This is a genomic window from Pseudomonas sp. TWI929, assembly GCF_039673335.1.
Lineage (GTDB): Bacteria > Pseudomonadota > Gammaproteobacteria > Pseudomonadales > Pseudomonadaceae > Aquipseudomonas.
In genome coordinates, this window is sequence record NZ_JBDJLK010000006.1 from 1 (window position 1) to 22,017 (window position 22,017).

The following is a 22,017-nucleotide window of genomic DNA, read 5'->3' on the forward strand; positions in this document are numbered from 1 at the left end:
TTCGGCGCGCTGTCCCCCCCCCTCCCCGCCCCCCCCCGGCGGGCCGCGCCCCCGTTGTGCGCGGTGGTGGGCCCGCGACAGGGCTGCAAAGCAGCCCCAGATACCTCACCTGTATATGCCAAGGAGTCCCTGATGAAGAAAGCCCCCGCCTGGCTACAGATTCTCTCCCGCAGCGGCGCCGCGCTGCTCGGCGGCTATGCCCTCAGCTATGCCGCCAGCGCCTGCCTGGCGCGTATCCTGCCGCTGGCTGCCGCCGACGCGGTCATCGTCGCGACCCTACCGGCTTTTCTCTTCTACACCGCCGCCATCCTCTGGGCCTTCGCCAGCCGTGATGCCCTGCGTGCCTGGGCGCCGCTGGTGCTGGCCGCGCCTCTTGCCTTGATCGGCTTCTGGCCGCAGGCGCTGGAGTGGCTGGCATGAAAAACACCTTCACCCAATCGATGGCCTGGCTGCACACCTGGGCTGGGCTGATCTTCGGCTGGCTGCTGTTCGCCATCTTCGTCACTGGCACCCTGGCGGTGTTCGACAAGGAACTCAACCACTGGATGCAACCGGAAATCCCGGCCACCCAGGTGGCCCAGGCCGACGCCGCCCAGCGCGCCATCGCCTACCTGCAGGCCCATGAGCCGCAGGCGGGCAACTGGGGCATCAGCCTGCCGAGCGAGCGCTCGCCCGGGTTGCGTGTGTCCACCGGCGACCGGCGCCACGGCGGTGGCGTACAGCTCGACCCGCGCACCGGCGAAGCCATCGAGGTGCGCGACAGTGTCGGTGGCAACTTCTTCTTCCGCTTCCACTTCACCCTCGACCTGCCACGTAACTGGGGTATCTTCGTGGTCGGCGCCCTGGCGCTGGTGATGCTGGCTGCGCTGGTCACTGGCATCGTCGTCCATAAGAAGATCTTCAAGGAGTTCTTCACCTTCCGGCCGAACAAGGGCCAGCGCTCGTGGCTGGATTTCCACAACGCCAGTGCGGTGCTGTTGCTGCCATTCCACCTGATGATCACCTACACCGGCCTGGTGATTTTCATGCTCATCTACATCCCCGCCGGGGTCGATGCGCTGTTCGCCGGCGACACGCGCGCCTACTTCCAGGCCCAGGGCAATGCTCGCCTGGAACAGCCCCGTGGCCTGGCCAGGCAGCCGGCCACGCTGGTCGATGTGGCGCCGCTGCTGGCCCAGGCCGAGGGGCGCTTGGGGCCGATTGGTGGCTTGAACATCCGCAACCCCAATACTGCGGCGGCGCGTGTCGAAATCCGCCCCGAGCTGGGTAACCGCATCGCCTTGGCCAAGGGCCAGGCGATGGTCTTCGATGGGGTTAGCGGGCAATTGCTCAGCGACGTGCCCGAATGGCGCGCGGCGCCGTTGACCCAACGGGTCATGGTCGGCCTGCATTTCGCCCAGTTTGGTGGCTACCCGATGCGCTGGCTGTACTTCATCTGCGGGCTGGTCAGTTGCCTGATGATCGCCAGCGGCCTGGTGCTGTTCTGCGTGAAGCGTGGGCGCAAGTATGCCAGCGCCACCACCGAGGTTTCGGCGCGGCGCTGGTACCGGCTGGCCGAGGTATGCAACGTGGGTTTCATCAGCGGCCTGCTGTTGGCGTGTGTGGGGCTGTTGTGGGCCAGCCGCCTGCTGCCGGTGGAGCTGGTGCATCGGGAGAGCTGGGAAATACGCGCGTTCTTTGGCGTGTGGCTGCTGGCGCTGTTGCATGCTGGTATCAGGCCAGCGCGCCGGGCCTGGGTGGAGCAACTGCTGCTGACGGCGTTGCTGTGCATCGGCCTGGGTGCGTTTGGTGGCCTTGAAGATGCGATGCGCCTGTGGGTGGCGGCCAGTGCGCTGGTGTTGGGTGTATTGCTCGGGCTGGTGGCATGGCGGGTGCGGCAGGCACAGCCAGTAGCGCAGAAGGCCAGGGCGGGGCGGCATGTGGAGGCCGAGGCATGATGATGTGGATCACGGGCGGCGTGTTGTTCGCCTACGCCGGCATGCTCGGGCTGTGCCAAGGGCTGGAGCGGCATTACCAGCAGGTGTGGCACCGCACCTGCCCGCGCGCGCTGCGTATCGGTTTGCGGGGCGCTGGCTGGCTGGCGTTGCTGGTCAGCCTGGTGCTGTGCGCCCAGGCCTGGGGCTGGGCCATGGGGCCGGTGGCCTGGTTTGGTGCGCTGTCGCTGGCGGGGATGCTGCTGGTGATGTTGCTGCCGTACTGGCCGTGGCTGGCGGTGGGGTTGGTGCTGGCAGTGCCAGTGTGGAGCTTGGTGTTAGCGGTGGGCTGAACTGGCCTCATCGCCGGCGATGAGGCCGCCGCAGTAGATCGCCAAAAGCCTCGCGGCATGCTAAACCATGCGCCCCAGCCCGCCGCGAGAGAAACCTGGTGAAAGCCATCCGCCTGACCCTGATCTGCCACGCGCTGACCCAGGCGCAGAAGACCGGGCGCCTGCCCCATGCGGGCGACGGCATCCTGCCGTTAACCCAGCAGCCTTTCACCGACCTGCGCGCTGTGCAGGTGCTGACTGCGCCAGAGCAGCGCGCCTGCGAGACGGCGGCGTGGTTGTCGGAAGCTCCACAACTCGAGCCGGCATTGGCCGATTGCGATTTGGGCAGTTGGCAAGGGCTGGCACTGAAGCAGTTGCAGGCCGAGCAACCGCAAGCGCTGGCCGCATGGCTGCAGGATCCGGCCAGCGCGGTGCATGGTGGTGAGTCGTTCGCCGCGCTTTGCCAGCGCATGGCCGCCTGGTTGGCGGCCTTCGACAGGCCGGGGGAATGGCTGGCGGTGACCCACCCGATGGTCATGCGCGCTGTGTTGGTGCAGGTACTGGGCTGCCCAATGGGTGCCAGCCAGCGTATCGATGTGTTGCCGCTGTCGCGCCTGGAGCTGAGCTTTACCGGGCAGTGGCGCCTGCGCCTGGGCTGAAAGTCAGAACGCCAGTTTGTAGCCGATCAGCAGCAGCATCGCCGCCAGGCACGGGCGCAGCACGCGGTCGGAGATTCGCCCGGTGAGGTGGCTACCCAGGTAGATGCCCGGCAGCGAGCCCAGCAGCAGGTAACCCAGCAGCGACCAGTCCATGTTACCCATGCCCGCATGGCCCAGGCCCGCTACCAGGGTGAGCGGTACGGCGTGGGCGATTTCGGTACCGACCAGGCGGCGAGTGACCAGGAACGGGTACAGCAGGAACAACGCCACGGTACCCAGCGCGCCGGCGCCGATAGAGGTGAGGGTAACCATCACCCCCAGCACCACGCCGGTCAGCACGGTAAGGATGTTCAGGCTGCGGTCGCTGAGGTGGTAATGGTCACCGGCATGGCGGCTGGCGAAGGCTTGCAGGCGCGATTTGAACAGGATGGCCAGCGCGGTCAGGATCAGCACCACCGCCAGGCCTTGCTTGATGATGCCGTTCAGGGCAGAGGTGTCGGTATGCAGGGTGCTGAGGAACCACAGGGTAAGCGCTGCTGCGGGCACGCTGCCCAGGCTCAGCAGGCCGGTGATTTTCCAGTCGATGTTCTTGTTGCGCGCATGCACCCAGACACCACTGGCCTTGGTGATGGCGGCATAGAGCAGGTCAGTGCCGACAGCGGTTGCCGGGCTGATGCCGAACCACAGCAGGATTGGGGTCATCAGCGAGCCGCCACCGACACCCGTCATGCCGACGATGAAACCCACGACCAGTCCCGCAATGGTGAAACCAAAAGAACCTACATCCATACGCTACTCGACCGCCCAACTTGCCCGTTATCGGATGCAGCCAGCATATAGATTTTTTTATAGCCAAATAGACTTGTTCGTTATTAGGTTATAACCGAGGTGGCAGGGCAGACTATCGATCAGTCATCACCACCATCACATGTGCATCGCCGCCGTCATCACTCTCCGACAGGTAGATGTGCCCCACCTGGCTGTCGAAATACGCAGTTTCCTGCGGCCCGATGCTCACAGATTCACCCGTCTCGAATTCGATCCGCACGCGCCCGCTCAGCACCAGGGCGAACTCTTGCCCGGGGTGGCGGATAAAATCATCGAACTGGCCGCGTTCGCGGGCAATGATGCGGGCATAGGCCGGCGTCATGCGCCGCTCGGGGAAGTTGCCAGCGATCGGGTGGTAATCATAGGTGCCGGTCGAGTAGCCCGCCGCCGCAGGCAACGAGTCGACCACCACGGTTACCGGCACTGGCGCTGCAACCGTGCCGCTGGCACGCAACAGCTGGGCAATGTCGACATTCAACGCCCGGGCGGCGGCGGCGAGTTTTTCGTAGCTGACCGACACCTGCGCCAGCTCCATCTTCGACAGGGTGGACACCGGCACGCCACTGGCTTCGGACAATTGCTTGAGGGTCATCTGGCGCGCCTTGCGCACCTGGCGCAGGCGCTGGCCGACTACGGCGCGGTCAAGCAGGGGTAGGGCAGCGGGCATTCAGGGTTCTCGGCATGCGGCGTTGGTCGGGCATCTTACCTTGGACCCTTGCGCATTTCTAAATTCTCATATATTAGAATTCTCATAAATGATAATTAGCCTGGCAGGAGCGTGCATGACCCCGACCTACGACACCCTGATCATCGGCGCCGGCATTGCCGGTGCCTCCCTGGGCTATCGCCTGGCTGGCCAGCAGCGGGTGCTGCTGCTGGAGCGCGAGTCGCAGCCTGGCTACCACTCCACCGGGCGCTCGGCGGCGATGTTCATGGAGGCCTACGGTACCCCGCAGATTCAGGCGCTGACCCGCGCCAGCCGGGCCTTCTACGAGGCGCCACCGCAAGGCTTCTGCGAGCACCCGCTGCTGGAACCGCGTGGCTGCCTGTATGTGGCCAGCCTGGAACAGCGCGCGCTGCTGGAGCAGACCCATACGCAGAACCTGGCCAACGGCACCGAAGTCAGCCTGCTCGACCGCGACGCCGCCCTGGCCCTGGTGCCGAGCCTGCGTGGCGAAAACCTGGCCGGCGCGGTGCTGGAACCGGGCGCCATGGACCTGGATGTGCATGCCCTGCACCAAGGTTTCTTGCGCGGTTACCGCGCCGCTGGCGGTGAACTGCGCTGCAATGCCGAGCTGGTCCAGGCCCGGTACCTCGATGACCTGTGGCAAGTGGAACTGGGCGATGGCAGCCGGGTGCAGGCGCGCCAACTGGTCAACGCCGCAGGCGCCTGGGCAGACCGCGTGGCCGAGCAGTGCGCAGTGGCACGCATCGGCCTGCAACCCTGCCGGCGCAGTGCCTTCACCTTCCCGGGCCCGGCAGACCAGGACTTCGCCCGCTGGCCTGCGGTGATCGGCGTCGACGAAAGTTTCTACTTCAAGCCCGACGCCGGTCAGCTGCTGGGTTCGCCGGCCAATGCCGACCCGGTCGAACCGCAGGACGCCGCGCCCGAGGAGCTGGACGTGGCCTTGGGCATCTACAACATCGAAGCCATGACCACCCTGGCGATCCGCCGCCCCAGCCACACCTGGGCCGGGCTGCGCTCGTTCGTCGCCGACGGCGACCTGGTGATCGGTTTCGATAGCCACGCACCCGCGTTCTTCTGGCTGGCGGCCCAGGGCGGCTATGGCATCCAGTCCGCCGCCGGCGCCTCGCGCCTGGCCGCCGACCTGCTGCTCGGCCAACCCCTGTGTCCTAGCCTTGTCAGCCAGGGAGTGGTGCCCGAGCGCCTGTCCCCGGCCCGTTTCCAGCAACCCTGAAAGGAGCATCCCATGAGCAATGACATCCAGCGTTTCCCCAGCAGCCTGCCATTCCCGTTTTCCCGTGCGGTGAAAGCCGGTGGCTTCCTGTTCCTCTCCGGCCAGGTGCCGATGAGTGCCGGCGGTGAGGTAGTACGCGGTGATATCCAGACCCAGACCCGCGCTGCCTGCGAGCGCATTGCCGAAAGCCTGGCGGCCTGTGGCGCGCGTTTCGACCAAGTGGTCAAGGCCACCGTGTGGCTGTCGGACATGAGCCACTTTGCCGGCTTCAACGAGGTGTACAAGGAGTTCTTCGGGGCGGCGCTGCCGGTACGTTCGACCGTGGCCTCGGCGTTGGCGCTTGGGGTCGATGTGGAGATCGAAGTGCAAGCATTCCTCGGCGAAGCATGACCGAAGCACGAACCTGTGTGGGAGCGGGCGTGCCCGCTCCCACACAGATTGCGCAAGCCTTTAGATTTCCGAGCAAGACAGTTGCTCCTGCAAAAGGCATGCGGTGGCGGTAAGACAACAACAATAAATCCAGAGGTTCACATGCAAGAGCAGCTGAAGATTGCCGGCGCATTTGTCGGCGTGATCGTGGGGGCGGGGTTCGCTTCGGGGCGGGAACTGTTGTTGTTCTTTGTCGATTTCGGTGTATGGGGGCTGGTGGGTGCGTTGGTCAGTGCCGCCTTGTTCACTTTCCTAGGCATGGCCCTGGCGGGGTTGGGCAACCGCCAGCAGGCCACCTCGCACAAGGATGTGATCCAGGCTATCTGCGGCCGCCACCTGGGCCTGTTCGTCGACTGGCTGATCACCTTTTTCATGTTCGCCGTCACTGTGGTCATGCTGGCCGGCGGTGGCGCGCTGCTTGAGCAGCAGTTCGGCATCCCGGCATTGACCGGCAGCGTGCTGGTGACGCTGGTGGTAGTGGGTATCGTGTGCCTGGATGTGCGCAAGGTGATCCTCGCCATTGGCGCCATCACGCCGCTGCTGATTCTGGTGGCATCGGCAATTGCGCTGTACGCGGTGTTCACCCGTGAGCAGAGCTTCACCGCGCTCGACCAGCTGGCCAGCCAGCAGCAGGCCGGTACCCGCCACTGGTTGCTGGGCGCGTTCCTGTATGTGTCGTACAACATCGTTGCCGGTGCGCCGATCCTGGCCATTCTCGGCGGTTCGGCCAAGGGCGAGAAAACCGCGGCGTGGGGTGGCCTGCTTGGCGGCGCGGCGTTGGGCTGCCTGATGCTGGTGATGAGTGCCGGGCTGTTGTCGCGCCTGGACAGCGTGGCCGAGTTGCCGATGCCGATGCTGTCGATTGCCAACGAAGTGTCGCCGCTGCTGGGGCTGGTGATGTGCCTGATTATCTTCGGCATGATCGTCAACACTGCGGTGGGTACGCTGTTTTCGTTCCTTTCGCGGTTGTTGCCGGCGGGCACGGCGAAGTTCCGTTGGGGTTCGGTGGTAACCGGGGTGGTGGCGTTTGGCTGCAGCCTGGTGGGGTTCATCAGCCTGGTGGGCGAGGTGTACCCGTTGTTCGGTTATCTGGGCTTTGTGCTGATGGCGGCGGTGTTGCTGGCCTGGGTACGGCGGGGCAGGGCTGTTAAAGCGGCGGTGGCATAAGGGGGCTGCTGCGCAGCCCAATCGCGACACAAGGCCGCTCCCACAGGTGTTACGCGGTCCCTGTAGGAGCGGCCTTGCGTCGCGATTGGGGCGCGAAGCGCCCCCCGAGGTGATCAGATCCTGAAACTGCCCACCAACTGCTTCAAACGCCCGGCCTGCTGGGCCAGTTGGTCGCAATGGTGCAGGGTCTCGTTGAGGTTCTCCACCCCTTGCTGGTTCAGGGCGTTGATCTGGGTGATGTCCAGGTTGAGGCTCTCGACCACGGCGGTCTGTTCTTCGGTAGCCGTAGCCACCGACTGGTTCATGCCATCGATCTCGCCAATGCGCTGGGTCACGCTGGCCAGGCGCTCGCCGGCCTGGTTGGCCACCTGCACGGTCTGCTCGCTGGAAACCTGGCTGGTGTTCATGGTGTGCACCGCCTCGCGCGAGCCCACCTGCAGGCTGGTGATCATGCGGTGGATTTCTTCCGCCGACTCCTGGGTACGGTGCGCCAGGTTGCGTACTTCGTCGGCCACCACGGCAAAGCCACGCCCAGCCTCACCGGCACGCGCCGCTTCGATCGCGGCGTTCAGCGCCAGCAGGTTGGTCTGCTGCGAGATGCCCTTGATCACATCGAGGATCTTGCCAATTTCATCGGTACTGGCGTTAAGCGTTTCGATCTGCGCGCACGACTCGCTGATGCGCTGCGACAGGGCGGTCATGGCGCTGATCGCTTCTTCGACCACTTCACGGCCACCGTGGGCTTGCTCGCTGGCACCGCTGGCATGCTGTGAGGCATCGGCGGCGTTGCGGGCGATTTCCTGGGTAGCGGCGCCCAGTTCGTTGATGGCCGCAGCCACGCTGTTGGTGCGCATGCTCTGCTCTTCAGAGCCGCTGATCGACGCGTTGGAGGCACTGACTACCTTTTCCGACAGGTCATGCACCAGGCGGGTGGCCGAGGACACTTCGCTGATCGAAGCATGAATGCGTTCGACGAAGCGGTTGAACGAGGTGGCCAGTTCGCCGAATTCGTCCTTGTTCTGCACGTTCAGGCGGCGAGTGAGGTCGCCTTCGCCCTCGGCGATGTCGCGCATGGCGCGGCCCATGGTGGTCAGCGGGCTCATCAGCACCGGGATCAGCAGGCCGAGCAGGCCGGCGATGGCGGCCACGGCGATCAGCATGGCAATGATCGCCGAGGTGCGGAACTGGCTGAGCGCGGCGTAGGCCTTGTCCTTGTCGATCGACAGGCCGATGTACCACTGCGCCGAAGGCAAGCCGGCCACCGGGGCGAAGGAGATGATGCGGTCCTGGCCATTGAGGGTGACGTCCTGCATGCCAGTGGCGACCCGCAGGTTGCTACCGGGGTAGATGTCCTTGAGGTTCTTCATCAGCTGGTCTTTATCGGGGCTGACGATTACCTGGCCATTGCTGTCGGCCAGGAATGCGTGGCCGATGCCGCCGAAATCGACCGAGTTGATGATCTCGACCAAGGTTTCGAGGGTAACGTCGCCACCGACCACCCCTATCAGTTCGCCATTGCCCTTGCTCTTCACCGGCGTGGCGATGGTTACCATCAGGCCGCCGACCGCGCCTTGGTACGGGGCCGTCAGCACGGTTTGCCCGGCGCTGGCTGCGGCGCCGTACCACGGACGCTGGCGTGGGTCGTAACCGGCGGGCATCTGCGTATCGGGGCGCTGGGTGAACACCCCGTTGGCCTGGCCCAGGTAGGTGAACAGGAAATTACGCGTATAGGACGGCTGCTCGATCAGCCCTGCCAGGGTCTCGCCTGCACCCTGCTGGGCGATGTCCTGGGCCAGGTTTTCCAGTACCAGGATGCGCCCGCTCATCCAGTTCTGCACGCTGCTGGCGGTCAGTGCACCGGCCTGCTGCACGGACGCTTCGATGTTCTGGCGGATGGTGTTGCGTTGCAGGTAGTCGTTGTAGAGCGTGAACAGGGCAAATGCCAGGACCACGACGCTGCAGGCGCTAAGCAGGATCTTGTGGCGAAATTTCAGGTTCATGTTTCGAGACCTTGAGCCAATGAGGGGAGGGCGCGGCGCGCTTTTGACGCACTGCGGGGCCTGTCGACCGGGATATCGGCTCAAGGGGTAAAAGGTTGATGTGCCTACAGAAATTTCTTACGGACGTTTCGACAGACGGTATTCACCGGTTACACAACTGCTCGATCAACAGCCGTGCGGCTTGCTGCAGCGGCTGCTGCTTGCCCCAGAAAATGTGTACAGGCAACTGCAACTCATTGCGGGTGTTGCGGAAGTCCAGGCGCACCAGGCGCCCATTGGCCAGCAGTGGCGCTACCCGGGTCAGTGGCAGGTCGCCCCAGCCCAGGCCGGCTTCCACCATCTGCAGGGCAAGGTCGAAACTGTCGGTGGACCAGTGAGTAGCGCCGATCAGTGGGCGCGGGTCTGCCAGCGGCAGGTCGCGGCTACGCACCAGGATCTGGCGTACTTGGGTCAGGTCTTCGAGGTAGTGAATCCGCCCCTCGCGCAAGGCCGGGTGCGCCGGTGACAACGTGGCCACCAGCGACTCCATGCCGATGTGCTGGAAGCCGCGGCGGGCATCCACCTGCAGGCCGGCAAAGGCCACGCAGAGGTCGGCGCGGCCGCTGTCCAGCAGGTGCAGGGCTTCTTCCTGCGGGGCGCTGAGCAGGGCGATGTCCAGCAGCGGGTGGCGCTCACCAAGCTGGGCGATGGCCGCCAGCAGCGGGCGGTGGTCAATGTCCGGCACCACCGCCAGGGTCAGGCTGCTCTCCAACCCCTGGGACAGCTCCAAGGCATGCACCTGCAGTAGCCCCAGTTGTTCGGCGATCAGCCTGGCGTGCGGCTCCAGGGCCAGGGCTTGTGCGGTAGGGCGAACTTCACGCGAGCCGCGCTCGAACAGGGCGTAGCCTAGCTCGGCCTCAAGGTTGCCGATGGCCATGCTCACGGCCGAAGGCACCCGCTGCAGAGCGCGCGCGGCGGCGGAAAACGAACCGCGGTCGAGCACCGCAAGAAACAGCTGGATGTTGTCGCTGGAAAAGTTCATGGCAGCCTCCTGTCAGTAGATCTGACAGCTGCTGACTTTTACTGTCAAGCGCAGTGAAGCATGATCGTGCCCCATCGCTTTTGTCATTGGAGGTAACCCCGGGTGCAGGGACTGAAACGCAAACTGGTCTACGTGACTTTCTATGAACTGATCGGGCTGTGCATGTCTACCCTCGGGCTGGCCTACCTGTCAAACACCCAGGCGTCGCATACCGGGCCGCTGGCGGTGATGATCACCACCATCGCCATGCTCTGGAACCTGGTCTACAACACCCTGTTCGAGTATTGGGAGGGCCGCCAGGCCAAGCGCGGGCGCAGCGTGGCGCGGCGGGTGGCGCATGCCATCGGCTTCCAGCTGACCCTGGTGGTGTACCTGATTCCGCTGATTGCCTGGTGGCTGGGCATGACGCTGGTGGAGGCGTTGCTGGTGGACATGGCGTTCATTGTGCTGGTGCCTTGCTACACCTTTGCCTACAACTGGGCGTTTGACCGGATCTTTGGTTTGCCGAGCTCGGCCATGGCTACAGCCTGATTCAGCCTGTGCTGGCCTCTTCGCGGGCCCGCCCGCGAAGAGGCCAGCACAGGCAACCACTAAGGCGGCAGGCGAATAATCAGGGGTTCCTGCTGCTGCTTCACTTGCTGCTGTTCCACCGGTTGTTTCACCGGGCGCGGCAAGCTGGCCAGCAAATTGTCCTCAACCTGCCCCGACAGGTAATACACCCCTGCCATGGCCCCGCTCTGGCGGTTCTCCATCAGCTCCTGCCATTCCTGGTTCAACGCCACGTTCAAGATCACCCGCAACTGCTCGACCATCTGCGGGTGATCGCGGTCATGGGTCATCATCCCATAGCCGGCTGCCGCAATCGAAATCATCGCCCCCGCCACCTTGCCCACTGCCGACGCCACGGCACTGGCGATGCCACGTGGGGCCAGGGTGGCGCCGAGCTTTTCGCTGGCCTGGTTGGCCACCGAGTTCAGCCCGACATCAGTCTTGCCAGGGCCTTTGCTGGCCTGCTGGTGCAAGTGCTGGCGCATGGCTTGCCAGGCCGGTTGCTGGTCCAGCGACTTGGCCCGTAGCAGCTGATAGAGGCTGGCATTGCGCGCTTCTGGTGGCCCCAGGTGGATAGCGGGGATGCTGTTGAGCCGTTGGCTGACCTGTTCGGGTGGCGCGTTGTAGCGGCTGATGATGGCCGGCAATTGCTGGCCGAACAGTTGCAAGTACAGCTCGCAGGCACGGTCGCGGATGCCCTCGGGGTTGATCTGCTCGGCCACTGGTTCGATCACCCGCTGGTGGTACTGCTCCTGCAGGTACAGGGCAAGGCGCTTTTCCGCAGGTTCCCGGCCCTCGCCACTGTCGAGTTTGTACCAGGCCACCTTGAGGGTCAGCCACTGCTGGGTCCAGTAACCGGTGAACCAGGGGATGAAATCGCTTTCGGTGCGTTGCTGCACCTGCTCCTTCCATACCCGCATGGAGCGCCGGGCGTAGTCGTTGGCCGACCCGGCGGCGCCGACCGAGGCGTCGATCAGCTCCTGGTCGATGCGTTGCCAAGTGGCAGGGGTGAGCACTACGGGCGGCGGCGGGGCAGGCGGGCGCTTGCCCGCGCAGCCGCCAAGGGCCAGCAAGAGGCATAACAGTAGGAGGACTCGAACGCTCACGCAGCCGCCTCCCTGATAGAGGCTGTGGTGGTTCTTGGAGTATAGGGTGGGGGGCGGGGGGCTGCCGTGCAGCCCATCGCCAATCGCCCAGGTAACACGCTCCTACAGGGACCGCGTCAGCTTGTGCGGGTTATTCCAGGTCGAGTTTTTCTTCCAGGCGGTCGAGGTGCTTGTGCATCAGCCCCAGCGCCGTTTCGGCGTCACCTTGTTCCACGGCATCGATGATCGCCGCATGCTCCTCCCAGGCACAGTGGTCGCAGCACGGCGACTCGTAGCGGGCGATGATCAGCGAGGTCATCGGCACCAGGCCGTTGAGGAAGCGCGCCAGTGGCGCATTGGCCGCCACTTGCGCCAGTTTCAGGTGAAACTCGCCGCCCAGGCGGATCGCCGCGCAACGTTCGCCGTTTTCATGGTGCTGGCGCTCGCGCTCCACCAGTTGCCGCAGCTGGCGCACCTGCGCCGGCCGCGCACGTTGCGCCGCCAAGGTGATCAGCGTGGTTTCGGCCAGGCGTCGGGCGCTAAGCACCTGGCGTGCCTGGTCCGGGTCGGGCGCTGCCAGGTGTGCGGTGTGGCTGGGGCGTTGCACTACCACCTGCTGGTCGGACAGGCGCCCAAGCACGCGGCGGATCACCGTGCGGCTGACACCAAAGGCATGGCCCAGTGCCTGCTCGGGCAGCAGGCTGCCGGGCGGCAGGCGCTGTTCGAGAATGGCGTCGAACAGCCTTGGGTAGATCTGCTCGGCCGACAGGCGGGTTTCGCCGGCCGCAAGCAGGGCTGGCAAGTGGGGGGCGGCGTTCATGGTCGCTCTCCTGGGTTCATGGGTGCGGGTGTTCGTCCGGGATGTTCAGCGGGATGCCCATGCGCTGCCCTTCGGCGAGGATGTGTTGGCGCATCTGCGCACTGGCCTGGGCGCTGTTGCGTTCACGGATGGCGCGCACCACCGCTTCGTTTTCCTTCAGCCGCGCCGCCAGGTGCTCCGGCGAGTTGCGCAGCATGTCGGCGCTCTGCTTGAGGGCATTGCCGGTCTGCTGCACCACGCTCTGGAAGATCGGGTTGGTGGTCAGGGCGAACAGCGCCTCATGGAAGGCGATGTAGGCCTTGACCCCGGCTTCGCTGTCATCGGCCTCCAGTGCTTCGCGCATGTCCATCAGGGTCAGGCGCAGTTGGCCGATGTCCTGGCTGTTGGCCGACTGCGCCACCAGGCCGACGATGAACGGTTCGAGGGTGTAGCGCAGCTCCAGCACGTCGGCCAGGCTGGCTGCGGCGCTGCCATCCAGGCCCGGTTCGTGCGCGGCGGCATCGGCATCCAGCACCAGCACGCCCTTGCCCGGCAGTGAACGCACCAGGCCCAGGGTTTCCAGCACAGTCACTGCTTCGCGCAGGCTGGGGCGGCTGATGCCCAGTTGTTCGGCCAGCTCGCGCTGGCCCGGCAGCATGTCGCCGCTGCGCCATTGGCCGCGGGCCAGGGCCTGGCGCAGTTTTTCCACCACTGAGTTGACGACGGTCGATGAGCTGATCACGGTTCGCTCCTGGAAGGGCCGGCATCATTGCCGGCCACGTTCGCTCAGAATTCCTGTTGATGGGCGTTGGGCTGTTTGCGTGGCGTGGGGGCGAAGCCTGGCTTGCCGTCGAGCACGTTCTGCGCGCGCTCCAGGTCGATGTCCTTCTCCCAGCGGGCAATGGCCACGGTGGCCACGCAGTTGCCTATCAGGTTGGTCAATGCCCGGCCAATGCCCATGAACCAGTCCACCGCCAGCACCAGCACCAGGCCGACCACAGGAATCGCCGGTACGGCGGTCAGGGTGGCGGCAAGGATCACCAGCGCCGAGCCTGGGATGCCGTGAGCGCCCTTGGAAGTCACCAGCGACACCAGCAGGATGGTCAGCAGGTCGGTCATTTCCAATGGTGTACCGGTGGCGTTGGCGATGAACACAATGGCCAAGGTCAGGTAGATGGAGAAACCATCGAGGTTGAACGAGTAGCCGGTAGGGATCACCAGGCCGACGGTGGAGCTGCCAATGCCCAGGTGCTCCAGCTTGCGCATGATCTGTGGCAGCACGGCGTCGGAAGAGGCGGTGCCAAGGACGATGGTCAGTTCTTCGCGCAGGTACTTGATCAGCGGCAGCAGCTTCAGGCCCGACAGGCGCATGACCGTGCCCAGCACGATCAGCACGAAGCCGGCGCAGGTCAGGTAGAACAGCGCCACCAGCCCGCCCAGGTGTTGCAGCGATTCCAGGCCGTACTTGCTGGTGGTGAAGGCGATGGCGCCGAACACGCCGATGGGGGCCAGGCGTACGATCATGCCCATGATGCGGAAGATCACATGGCTCAGTTCGTTGATCAGTCGCGAAATGCCGGCTGCCGAGTCACCCACAAGATTCAGCGCACTGCCGAACAGCACCGAGAACAGCAGCACCTGGAGGATGTTGTTGTCGGCGAAGGCACCGATCACCGAAGTGGGGATCAGGTCCATGAAGAATGCCGTGGCGCCATGGATGTGCTGGCCGCGCTCGGCCAGGCTGCTGGCGTCGGCGCTGGCCAACTGGTCCAGGTGGATGTTGGCGCCGCTGCCAATGCCGCTACCGAAGGCGAACACCAGGCCGATCACCAAGGCAATAGTGGTCAGCACTTCAAAGTAGATCACCGATTTCAGGCCGATGCGCCCAACCTTTTTCAGGTCGCCAGCGCCCGAGATACCGCTTACCACCACACAGAACACGATGAGGCCGATGAGCATCTTGATCAGCTTGATGAAGCCGTCGCCGAGGGGTTTGAGTTGCAGGGAGAGGTCGGGGAAGCTGAGGCCGCAGGCGATGCCGAGGGCAAGGCCGAGCACGACTTGCAGGAATATCGAACGCGAGCACCATTTGAGCATGGGAGGAGTCTCAGATCGGTGTCCTTGCTTCGGTAGCCGCACGGGGCGAAAGAGCGCAGGACTTAATTATTGTGGTCTTACCGGTTTGTTCAGCGCGAAGCCATAAAAGCGCGAAAAATCCCGTTTGGCAAGGTTTTTTGGCCTTACCGGTCTGACCAGTTATGGGGCAATCTGGCCTGCCAGGCTCTAGTTCGGTGCGCGCCGGGAATGAGCTACGTGCGAATCAGAGCAGGCTGTGGCCAGCGCCTGGGAGCAGCGTTGCAAGCAGCTTGCCAAGCGGCTAACCAATCAGGATGGTCTGACCGGCCTGGGCTTTGATACCCGTTCAGCCGACCGTGAGTTTGACCTCGGCCAGCACCGGGTGCGCCACCAGCTTGTCGATGTGCAGGGCGTCGTCATTCATCCAGCTTTCGCTGAGCAGCCGGTAGTGCTCCATGTCGCGGCAGCGCAGGCGCAGGCTGTAGTCGAAGTGGCCGCTGATCAGTTGGCACTCGTGCACTTGGGGGCAGTTGCGCAGGGTGGCTTCGAAGGCCTTCTGGGCGGCGCGCCCGCTTTGGTTGGAGAGGGCGACCAGCACCAGCAGCGACACCCCGGGAGCCACCTTCTGCTGGTCGATGATTGCCCCGTAGCCACGGATCACGCCGCGGCGCTCCAGCTTGCGCACACGCTCCAGGCAGGGGCGCGGGGTGAGGTGGACGAGGGTGGAGAGTTTTTCGAAGGTGATGCGGCCGTCGTGGCGCAGGATATCGATGATCGCTTCGTCGATGCGGTCGAGAGGGTGGGCGTTGGCGTCCTTGGTGTCCATGCGCTTTGGCTTCTTTCGAAAGTGGGCATGGACAGGTTAGGCGGTAATGGGGGCCGCTGCGCGGCCCATCGCGACACCAGGCCGCTCCTACAGACGAACACATTTCCCTGTAGGAGCGGCCTGGTGTAGCGATGGGCTGCGCAGCAGCCCCAGGATCTATCAGGCGCAGGCGGAATCAGCTTTGGGCACCGCCCGCAACTCCACCACCTGCGGCTGCAGCAGTGCATACAAATCCTTCGGGTCCTCCAGCACCGGCACCAGCCCGATGTCCTTGCCGATACCCAGCGCCTGCGCCGCATCCAGCACATAGCGCAGTGCCGAGTAGTCCTCCAGGGCAAACCCGACCGAGTCGAACAAGGTCACCTGCCCGGCGTGCTCGCGGCCCTTGGTCTTGCCGGCAATCACCCGCCAGAACTCGGTTACCGGCGAGTCCGCCGGCATCTGCTGGATCTCACCTTCAACCCGGCTTTGCGGCTCGTACTCAACGATCACCCGGGCCTTCTCGACAATCGCCCGGTGCAGTTCGGTCTTGCCCGGGCAATCACCGCCCACGGCGTTCAGGTGCATGCCAGGCTCGATCATTTCCGGAGTGAGGATGGTGGCGTAGGCCTTGTCGGCGGTCACCGTGGTGACGATATCGGCACCGCGCACCGCTTCGGCCACGGAGCTGGCAATTGTCAGCTTGAGCCCGGGGCGGTTGGCCAGGTTGGCGACCAGCTTGGCCGAGGCGGCGGGGTCGATGTCGTACAGGCGGATTTCATCGATGCCCAGCAGGGCATTGAAGGCGATGGCCTGGAATTCACTCTGCGAGCCATTGCCGATCAACGCCATGCTGCGGCTGTCCTCACGGGCCAGGTAGCAAGCGGCCAGGGCCGAGGTGGCTGCGGTGCGCAGCGCCGTGGTCAGGGTCATTTCGCTGAGTAGCAGCGGTGCACCGGTAGCGACGCTGGCCAGGGCACCGAAGGCCATCACCGTGGGCAGCCCATGGCGGGTGTTCTTCGGGTGGCCGTTGACGTACTTGAAGGCGTAGTGGCTGGCGTCTGAAACCGGCATCAGCTCTATCACCCCATCCGCTGAATGGTTGGCCACTCGGGCGCATTTGTCGAAGTCGGGCCAGCGCAAGTAGTCCTGGCGGATGTACTCGGCCATTTCCAGCAGGCAGGTGGGCAGGCCTTTGCGGTTGACCAGGCGGGCCAGGTCTTGCACATCGATATAGCGGGTCATGAGGGGTCTCCCTGCGGCGACGCTTCCAGAGTGGGCTCTGGGTTCATTGTGCGGCGGGCGGGGCGGTAAAGCTGGCTGTACCGGGGTGTGCTGGCAGCGGCTTTGGCTGAATACGGGGCAGCGGCAGCCGAATCGGCTGTGGGGGGCGGTACAGGTCAAGGCAATCATTGCTCACGCAAGCGCTTGTACAACGTAGTGCGGCTGATCCCCAATCCACGTGCCACCGCCGACAGGTTGCCATTGGCCTGTGCCACAAGCGTCTGCAAGTCCGCATCCTCGGCCGCCACCCGCACCGGCCCCTGCAACTCGGCCAGAAAACCCGCAGGCAGGTGCTCGACACCGACCGGTCCATTATCCGCCAGGGCCAACGCCACCTGCAGAACACTCACCAGCTCGCGCAGGTTGCCTGGCCAGGGGTGCTGATCGAGCAGATCGATGATGGCCGTGGGTAGCCGCGCAGGCTGCCCAGGGTCGCGGTAGCGGGCATGTACCTGTTCGATCAGCTGTCGCCGGTCACTGCGCTCACGCAGCGGCGGCAGTACTACCGCCAGCCCGGCGATACGGTAATACAGGTCCTGGCGAAAGCGCCCGGCGCGCACTTCTTCGGCCAGGTCACGGTTGCTCGCCGACACCACGCGAATATCCACTGCCACCGGCTCGCCGCTGCCCAGTGGCTGGATGCTGCGCGACTGCAGCACACGCAGCAGGCGGGCCTGGGTGGGCAGCGGCATGTCGCCAATTTCATCCAGGAACAAAATGCCGTGGTCGGCCTTGCGGATCAGCCCTGGGTTGCCCTTGTGGTGGGCACCGGTGAACGCGCCCTTGTCGTAGCCAAACAGCTCCGACTCCACCAGTTCGGCCGGGATCGCCGCGCAGTTGACGGCGACCAGGGGCTGGCTGGCACGGCTGCTGGCTTGGTGCAGGGTGTTGACGAACACTTCCTTGCCCACGCCGGTTTCACCCTGCACCAGCAGCGGGATGTCCTTTTCCAGCAGCAGACTGGCCTGTGCCAGGGCCTTCTCCAGGCGTGGCTCGTTGCTGCCAGCAGTGGGGCTGTGCCTGGCTTCGCGCGGGGCCTGCCACTGGCAATGAAAACGGTTACGGCCGGTGGCCTGCAGGGCGAAGGGCTGTTGCCGGGGGTGGCTGAACAACTGCGCCATGGGCAACTGGAACAGCTGCTCGATGTTCTGCCGCAACGGGTTGGTGCCGAGCAGGCTGTCGGCCCGGTGATTGGCGGCCAGCACCTGCCCCTGCTCATCGAACACCAGCAGGCCGGCCCATGGGCTGTCGAGGTTATCGGAGGCGCTGTTGAAGATCAGTTGCGCGTGCTGGTTGGCATGTTCGGCGAGGATCAAGCGGTTCTCCAGGCTCTGGCCCATCATGCGCACCAGGCCCAGCGTCTGGCTGGCCGGCAGGTAGCCGTCGCTGGCCACGTCGAGCACCCCGACCAATAGCCGCGCAGCGTCGAACAGCGGCGCGGCGGCACTGGACAGATACCGGTTCTGGCGCAGGAAGTGCTCGTCCTGGCCAACGTGAATCGCCTCCGCGCAGACCAGTGCGGTGCCCAGTGCGTTGGTGCCGACGCCACGCTCTTGCCAGTGGGCGCCAGCGCTGAAGCCATGTTGCTGGCGCGGTTCGATGAAGCGCCGCGAGCCCCAGGTGTCGAGCAGGCAGCCACTGGCATCAGCCAGCATCACCAGATAGCTGGCGTTGCCCAGCAGGTGCGCGTATTGCGGCAGTACTTCCTCGCGGGTCAAGCGCAGCAGGGCCTGGCGCCGTTCCAGCACGGTGCTAAGTTCGGCGCGGGTCAGGCAGTCGAAGTCCGGCGCGTGCTGCGGTTGCAGGCCATGCTCGCGGCAGCGGGCCCAGGAAGCCTGGATCAGTTGGGCGTGGGTCGAAGCGGATGCGGCCATGGGCCTGTCCTGTGTGGTTGTTGTTATGGGCCGACCGCTGTTCAGTGTTGTTCACCGGTGTTCATTGTCAAACCGGCAAGTGTTCAGTTGTTCAGTGATTGTGTTCACTTGTGAACCCGCGATTTGCCAGCGCTGGCGCCCAGCTCCCGGGCCAGAGCGCCTGGGCGCAACTGGCACGGAACTGGCTGTGCCCGGCAGACGACAACTACAAAAAGGCCACGCCATGTCATTGGTGCTGGAACAGGTCAGCCGCAGCGTCGACAACCAGGCCTGGATCGTCGATGCCTCACTGCGTTTCGAGCCCGGTTCGTTCAACGTGCTGCTGGGCCGCACCCTGGCCGGCAAGACCAGCCTGATGCGCCTGATGGCCGGGCTCGACCGCCCGGACCGCGGGCGGGTGCTGATGGATGGCCAGGATGTCACCGGTGTGCCGGTGCGCCAGCGCAATGTATCGATGGTGTATCAGCAGTTCATCAATTACCCGACCTTGAGCGTGTACGAGAACATCGCCTCGCCGCTGCGCCAGGCGCGCATGGCCGAGCCGGAGATTCGCCGGAGGGTGCAGGAAACCGCCGAGATGCTGCGCATCGAAACCTACCTGCAGCGCCTGCCGCTGGAGCTGTCCGGTGGCCAGCAGCAACGCACGGCGATGGCCCGGGCGCTGGTCAAGGATGCCTCGCTGATCCTCTTCGACGAACCCTTGGTCAACCTCGACTACAAGTTGCGTGAAGGCTTGCGCCAGGAGCTGCGCGAACTGTTTGCGGCGCGCCACTGCATCGCCGTATACGCCACCACCGAGCCCAACGAGGCGCTGGCGCTAGGCGGCACCACCACCCTGGTGCACGAGGGCCGTATCGTGCAAAGCGGGGCCACCGCCCAGGTCTACCAGCGCCCAGGCAGCGTGCTGGCCGCCGAGCTGTTTTCCGAGCCGCCGATCAACCTGGTGCCAGGCCGTATCAGCGGTAACGAGGTGAGCCTGGCCCAGGCCGTGCACTTTGCCCGTAATGCCGACTTGCAGCAGCTTGCCGAGGGCGACTACCGCTTCGGCGTGCGCCCCAGCCATATCACCCTGGTGCCAGCCCATGACGATGACCTGGAGTTGGCGGTGCTGGTGGAGCTTGCAGAGATCAGTGGCTCGGAAACGTTCCTGCATGTGCGCAACGAACACTGGCGCATGATCCTGCACCTGCCCGGGGTGCACGAATACCAGGTGGACACGCCGATTCGCGTATTCATCCCCACGCACAAGCTGTTCGTCTTCGACGGCGCCGGGGCGCTGGTGCAGGCCCCAGGGCTGCGCCAGGCAAGGAGAGGCTGATGGCCGAGATCCGCTTGCGCCAACTTGCGCACAGCTACAGCCGACAACCCACCAGCGAAGCGGACTATGCCCTGCATGCGCTGGAGCATGTGTGGGAGCAGGGTGGCGCCTACGCTTTGCTCGGGCCGTCGGGCTGCGGCAAGTCGACCTTGCTCAACATCATTTCCGGGCTGCTGACACCGTCCCACGGCGAGGTGCTGTTCGACGGCAAGCCGGTCAACCAGCTGTCACCGCAGGCGCGCAACATCGCCCAGGTGTTCCAGTTCCCGGTGGTGTACGACACCATGACGGTGTTCGACAACCTGGCCTTCCCGCTGCGCAACCAGGGGCTGGACGAAGCCCGGGTACGCGCCCGGGTGGAGGAAATTGCCGAGGTGCTCGACCTGGCTGGCGTGTTGCGCAAGAAGGCGCGCAACCTCAGTGCCGACGAAAAGCAGAAGGTCTCCATGGGCCGCGGCCTGGTGCGCGACGACGTGTCGGCGATTTTGTTCGACGAGCCGCTGACGGTGATCGACCCGCACCTGAAGTGGAAGCTGCGGCGCAAGCTCAAGCAGATCCACGAGCAGTTCAACATCACCATGATCTACGTCACCCATGACCAGCTTGAGGCCTCCACCTTCGCTGACAAGATCGCGGTGATGCATGGCGGGCGCATCGTTCAGTTCGGCACCCCGCGCGAGCTGTTCGAGCGGCCGCGACACACCTTCGTCGGCTACTTTATCGGCAGCCCGGGGATGAACCTGATCGAGGTGCGCGCCGAGGCGGACGGGGTAGCGTTTGGTGATATTCACCTGGCGCTGCCCGACGGCTTGCGTGAGCGCCTGGCGGCGACAGTGGGCGGACGCCTGCAGGTGGGCATCCGCCCGGAATTCGTGCAGTTGTGGGACAGCCCGTTCGATGCCGCCTACCCGGCACGGGTGCTGGACGTCGAGGACCTGGGCACCTATCGCATCGTCACGCTTGAACTGGGCGGCGTGGCGCTAAAGGCTCGCCTTGGCGAGGATCGCCCGCTGCCTGTGGCCGAGGCCTGGGTCAGCCTGCCGACGCAGTGGTTGATGCTGTATGTCGACGATGTGCTGCTGGAGGTCGGGCCATGAACAAGGTGCCCAACAACAAAGCCTGGTGGCTGGTACTGCCGGTGTTCCTGCTGGTGGCATTCAGTGCGGTAGTGCCGATGATGACGGTGGTCAACTACTCGGTGCAGGACATCTTCGACCAGTCCAACCGCTACTTCGTCGGCGCCGACTGGTACCGCCAGGTGCTGCGCGACCCGGCGCTGCATGACGCGCTGTTGCGCCAGTTCATCTATTCCGCTTGTGTGCTGCTGATAGAGATCCCGCTGGGCATCGCCATTGCCCTGACCATGCCGACCAAGGGGCGCATGGCCTCGGTGTGCCTGATTGTCATGGCTATCCCGCTGCTGATCCCGTGGAACGTGGTCGGCACCATCTGGCAGATCTTCGGCCGCGCCGATATCGGCCTGCTTGGCGCCACCCTGGCCAAGCTCGGGGTCAACTACAACTACGCCGGCGACCCGTTCGACGCCTGGCTTACGGTGCTGGTGATGGACGTGTGGCACTGGACGTCGCTGGTGGCGCTGCTGTGCTATTCGGGGCTGCGCGCCATCCCCGACGTGTACTACCAGGCAGCGCGCATTGACCGCGCCTCGGGTTGGGCGGTGTTCCGCCATATCCAGTTGCCGAAGCTTAAGAACGTGCTGCTGATTGCGGTGATGCTGCGCTTCATGGACAGCTTCATGATCTACACCGAGCCGTTCGTGCTGACCGGTGGCGGGCCCGGCAACGCCACCACCTTCCTCAGCCAGACCCTCACGCGCATGGCCGTGGGGCAGTTCGACCTGGGCCCGGCGGCAGCGTTCTCGCTGGTGTACTTCCTGATCATCCTGCTGGTGTCGTGGCTGTTCTACACAGCCATGACCCATGCCGACAAGGACTAGGC

22 protein-coding genes are annotated in these 22,017 nt (G+C 64.8%); 11 read left to right on the forward strand and 11 right to left on the reverse strand.

Going from position 1 to position 22,017, the window contains the following annotated elements; genetic code table 11:
* Positions 1-132: 132 nt before the first annotated feature.
* The 4 genes from ABE456_RS04645 to ABE456_RS04660 all read left to right on the forward strand — a co-directional run bounded on the left by ABE456_RS04645 (position 133) and on the right by ABE456_RS04660 (position 2,904).
* Entirely contained in the window at positions 133-420 is a 288-nt protein-coding gene (locus ABE456_RS04645) for an iron transporter (RefSeq protein ID WP_346642911.1), read from the forward strand.
* Positions 417-1,937 carry a PepSY-associated TM helix domain-containing protein gene (locus tag ABE456_RS04650; RefSeq protein WP_346642912.1) on the forward strand — a complete coding sequence of 507 codons (1,521 nt, stop codon included), beginning with the start codon at positions 417-419 and terminating at the stop codon, positions 1,935-1,937. The genes ABE456_RS04645 and ABE456_RS04650 overlap by 4 nt, the downstream gene beginning before the upstream one ends.
* The gene (locus ABE456_RS04655; protein WP_346642913.1) at positions 1,934-2,266 is read left to right on the forward strand and encodes a DUF3325 domain-containing protein; all 333 of its coding nucleotides are present in this window, start codon (positions 1,934-1,936) and stop codon (positions 2,264-2,266) included. Before ABE456_RS04650 ends, ABE456_RS04655 begins: the two co-directional genes overlap by 4 nt.
* 98 nt (positions 2,267-2,364) lie before the next feature.
* Entirely contained in the window at positions 2,365-2,904 is a 540-nt protein-coding gene (locus ABE456_RS04660; RefSeq protein ID WP_346642914.1) for a histidine phosphatase family protein, read from the forward strand.
* Between the two features lie 3 nt (positions 2,905-2,907).
* Here ABE456_RS04660 and ABE456_RS04665 read toward each other — a convergent pair whose 3' ends face one another.
* A complete protein-coding gene (locus ABE456_RS04665) occupies positions 2,908-3,693 on the reverse strand; it encodes a sulfite exporter TauE/SafE family protein (RefSeq protein ID WP_346642915.1) in 786 nt (261 codons plus the stop codon).
* Positions 3,694-3,805: 112 nt separating this feature from the next.
* Complete coding sequence (locus ABE456_RS04670; RefSeq protein WP_346642916.1) at positions 3,806-4,399, reverse strand: XRE family transcriptional regulator; 594 nt, start codon at positions 4,397-4,399, stop codon at positions 3,806-3,808.
* A 115-nt stretch (positions 4,400-4,514) separates the two neighbouring features.
* On the opposite strand from ABE456_RS04670, the gene ABE456_RS04675 reads away from it, so the two are divergent.
* From ABE456_RS04675 to ABE456_RS04685, 3 genes are all read left to right on the forward strand, one after another.
* On the forward strand, positions 4,515-5,651 hold the full coding sequence (locus ABE456_RS04675; protein WP_346642917.1) for an FAD-dependent oxidoreductase: 1,137 nt from the start codon (positions 4,515-4,517) through the stop codon (positions 5,649-5,651).
* Between the two features lie 12 nt (positions 5,652-5,663).
* Positions 5,664-6,041 (forward strand): RidA family protein, encoded by a 378-nt coding sequence (locus ABE456_RS04680; RefSeq protein ID WP_346642918.1) that lies wholly within the window; start codon positions 5,664-5,666, stop codon positions 6,039-6,041.
* A gap of 141 nt (positions 6,042-6,182) precedes the next feature.
* Positions 6,183-7,247, forward strand: coding sequence for a hypothetical protein (locus ABE456_RS04685; protein ID WP_346642919.1), 1,065 nt, complete (start codon positions 6,183-6,185; stop codon positions 7,245-7,247).
* A gap of 113 nt (positions 7,248-7,360) precedes the next feature.
* Here ABE456_RS04685 and mcpA read toward each other — a convergent pair whose 3' ends face one another.
* Positions 7,361-9,247, reverse strand: a complete 1,887-nt coding sequence (gene mcpA / locus ABE456_RS04690; RefSeq protein WP_346642920.1) for a methyl-accepting chemotaxis protein McpA — start codon at positions 9,245-9,247, stop codon at positions 7,361-7,363.
* Positions 9,248-9,389: 142 nt separating this feature from the next.
* Positions 9,390-10,268, reverse strand: coding sequence for a LysR family transcriptional regulator (locus ABE456_RS04695; protein ID WP_346642921.1), 879 nt, complete (start codon positions 10,266-10,268; stop codon positions 9,390-9,392).
* 102 nt (positions 10,269-10,370) lie between these two features.
* Here ABE456_RS04695 and ABE456_RS04700 point away from each other — a divergent pair, with 102 nt between their 5' ends.
* Positions 10,371-10,799, forward strand: a complete 429-nt coding sequence (locus ABE456_RS04700) for a PACE efflux transporter (protein ID WP_346642922.1) — start codon at positions 10,371-10,373, stop codon at positions 10,797-10,799.
* Between the two features lie 59 nt (positions 10,800-10,858).
* Here ABE456_RS04700 and ABE456_RS04705 read toward each other — a convergent pair whose 3' ends face one another.
* From ABE456_RS04705 to ABE456_RS04735, 7 genes are all read right to left on the reverse strand, one after another.
* A complete protein-coding gene (locus tag ABE456_RS04705; RefSeq protein ID WP_346642923.1) occupies positions 10,859-11,923 on the reverse strand; it encodes a hypothetical protein in 1,065 nt (354 codons plus the stop codon).
* A 130-nt stretch (positions 11,924-12,053) separates the two neighbouring features.
* Positions 12,054-12,722: a GntR family transcriptional regulator gene (locus ABE456_RS04710; RefSeq protein ID WP_346642924.1), complete on the reverse strand. Its 669-nt coding sequence runs from the start codon at positions 12,720-12,722 to the stop codon at positions 12,054-12,056.
* Between the two features lie 16 nt (positions 12,723-12,738).
* Entirely contained in the window at positions 12,739-13,443 is a 705-nt protein-coding gene (locus ABE456_RS04715; protein ID WP_346642925.1) for a FadR/GntR family transcriptional regulator, read from the reverse strand.
* Positions 13,444-13,487: 44 nt separating this feature from the next.
* Positions 13,488-14,798, reverse strand: a complete 1,311-nt coding sequence (locus ABE456_RS04720; protein ID WP_346642926.1) for a C4-dicarboxylate transporter DctA — start codon at positions 14,796-14,798, stop codon at positions 13,488-13,490.
* 325 nt (positions 14,799-15,123) lie between these two features.
* Positions 15,124-15,603: an Lrp/AsnC family transcriptional regulator gene (locus ABE456_RS04725; protein WP_346642927.1), complete on the reverse strand. Its 480-nt coding sequence runs from the start codon at positions 15,601-15,603 to the stop codon at positions 15,124-15,126.
* A gap of 159 nt (positions 15,604-15,762) precedes the next feature.
* Positions 15,763-16,827: an ornithine cyclodeaminase gene (locus ABE456_RS04730; RefSeq protein ID WP_346642928.1), complete on the reverse strand. Its 1,065-nt coding sequence runs from the start codon at positions 16,825-16,827 to the stop codon at positions 15,763-15,765.
* 164 nt (positions 16,828-16,991) lie between these two features.
* A complete protein-coding gene (locus ABE456_RS04735) occupies positions 16,992-18,740 on the reverse strand; it encodes a sigma-54-dependent Fis family transcriptional regulator (RefSeq protein WP_346642929.1) in 1,749 nt (582 codons plus the stop codon).
* A gap of 223 nt (positions 18,741-18,963) precedes the next feature.
* On the opposite strand from ABE456_RS04735, the gene ABE456_RS04740 reads away from it, so the two are divergent.
* Genes ABE456_RS04740 through ABE456_RS04750 form a run of 3 tightly spaced genes read left to right on the forward strand, consistent with a single transcriptional unit; the run spans position 18,964 to position 22,015 of the window.
* Entirely contained in the window at positions 18,964-20,058 is a 1,095-nt protein-coding gene (locus ABE456_RS04740; protein ID WP_346642930.1) for an ABC transporter ATP-binding protein, read from the forward strand.
* Complete coding sequence (locus tag ABE456_RS04745; RefSeq protein WP_346642931.1) at positions 20,058-21,155, forward strand: ABC transporter ATP-binding protein; 1,098 nt, start codon at positions 20,058-20,060, stop codon at positions 21,153-21,155. The genes ABE456_RS04740 and ABE456_RS04745 overlap by 1 nt, the downstream gene beginning before the upstream one ends.
* A complete protein-coding gene (locus ABE456_RS04750; protein ID WP_346642932.1) occupies positions 21,152-22,015 on the forward strand; it encodes a sugar ABC transporter permease in 864 nt (287 codons plus the stop codon). Before ABE456_RS04745 ends, ABE456_RS04750 begins: the two co-directional genes overlap by 4 nt.
* Positions 22,016-22,017 lie beyond the last annotated feature (2 nt).

Coding starts and splice junctions, on each gene's coding strand:
- ABE456_RS04710 (WP_346642924.1), bottom strand. CDS start 12,722: ATGAACGCCGCCCCCCACTTGCCAGCCCTGCTTGCGGCCGGCGAAACC.
- ABE456_RS04740 (WP_346642930.1), top strand. CDS start 18,964: ATGTCATTGGTGCTGGAACAGGTCAGCCGCAGCGTCGACAACCAGGCC.
- ABE456_RS04735 (WP_346642929.1), bottom strand. CDS start 18,740: ATGGCCGCATCCGCTTCGACCCACGCCCAACTGATCCAGGCTTCCTGG.
- ABE456_RS04680 (WP_346642918.1), top strand. CDS start 5,664: ATGAGCAATGACATCCAGCGTTTCCCCAGCAGCCTGCCATTCCCGTTT.
- ABE456_RS04685 (WP_346642919.1), top strand. CDS start 6,183: ATGCAAGAGCAGCTGAAGATTGCCGGCGCATTTGTCGGCGTGATCGTG.
- ABE456_RS04720 (WP_346642926.1), bottom strand. CDS start 14,798: ATGCTCAAATGGTGCTCGCGTTCGATATTCCTGCAAGTCGTGCTCGGC.
- ABE456_RS04750 (WP_346642932.1), top strand. CDS start 21,152: ATGAACAAGGTGCCCAACAACAAAGCCTGGTGGCTGGTACTGCCGGTG.
- ABE456_RS04745 (WP_346642931.1), top strand. CDS start 20,058: ATGGCCGAGATCCGCTTGCGCCAACTTGCGCACAGCTACAGCCGACAA.
- ABE456_RS04655 (WP_346642913.1), top strand. CDS start 1,934: ATGATGATGTGGATCACGGGCGGCGTGTTGTTCGCCTACGCCGGCATG.
- ABE456_RS04670 (WP_346642916.1), bottom strand. CDS start 4,399: ATGCCCGCTGCCCTACCCCTGCTTGACCGCGCCGTAGTCGGCCAGCGC.
- ABE456_RS04650 (WP_346642912.1), top strand. CDS start 417: ATGAAAAACACCTTCACCCAATCGATGGCCTGGCTGCACACCTGGGCT.
- ABE456_RS04730 (WP_346642928.1), bottom strand. CDS start 16,827: ATGACCCGCTATATCGATGTGCAAGACCTGGCCCGCCTGGTCAACCGC.
- ABE456_RS04675 (WP_346642917.1), top strand. CDS start 4,515: ATGACCCCGACCTACGACACCCTGATCATCGGCGCCGGCATTGCCGGT.
- ABE456_RS04725 (WP_346642927.1), bottom strand. CDS start 15,603: ATGGACACCAAGGACGCCAACGCCCACCCTCTCGACCGCATCGACGAA.
- ABE456_RS04665 (WP_346642915.1), bottom strand. CDS start 3,693: ATGGATGTAGGTTCTTTTGGTTTCACCATTGCGGGACTGGTCGTGGGT.
- mcpA (WP_346642920.1), bottom strand. CDS start 9,247: ATGAACCTGAAATTTCGCCACAAGATCCTGCTTAGCGCCTGCAGCGTC.
- ABE456_RS04695 (WP_346642921.1), bottom strand. CDS start 10,268: ATGAACTTTTCCAGCGACAACATCCAGCTGTTTCTTGCGGTGCTCGAC.
- ABE456_RS04645 (WP_346642911.1), top strand. CDS start 133: ATGAAGAAAGCCCCCGCCTGGCTACAGATTCTCTCCCGCAGCGGCGCC.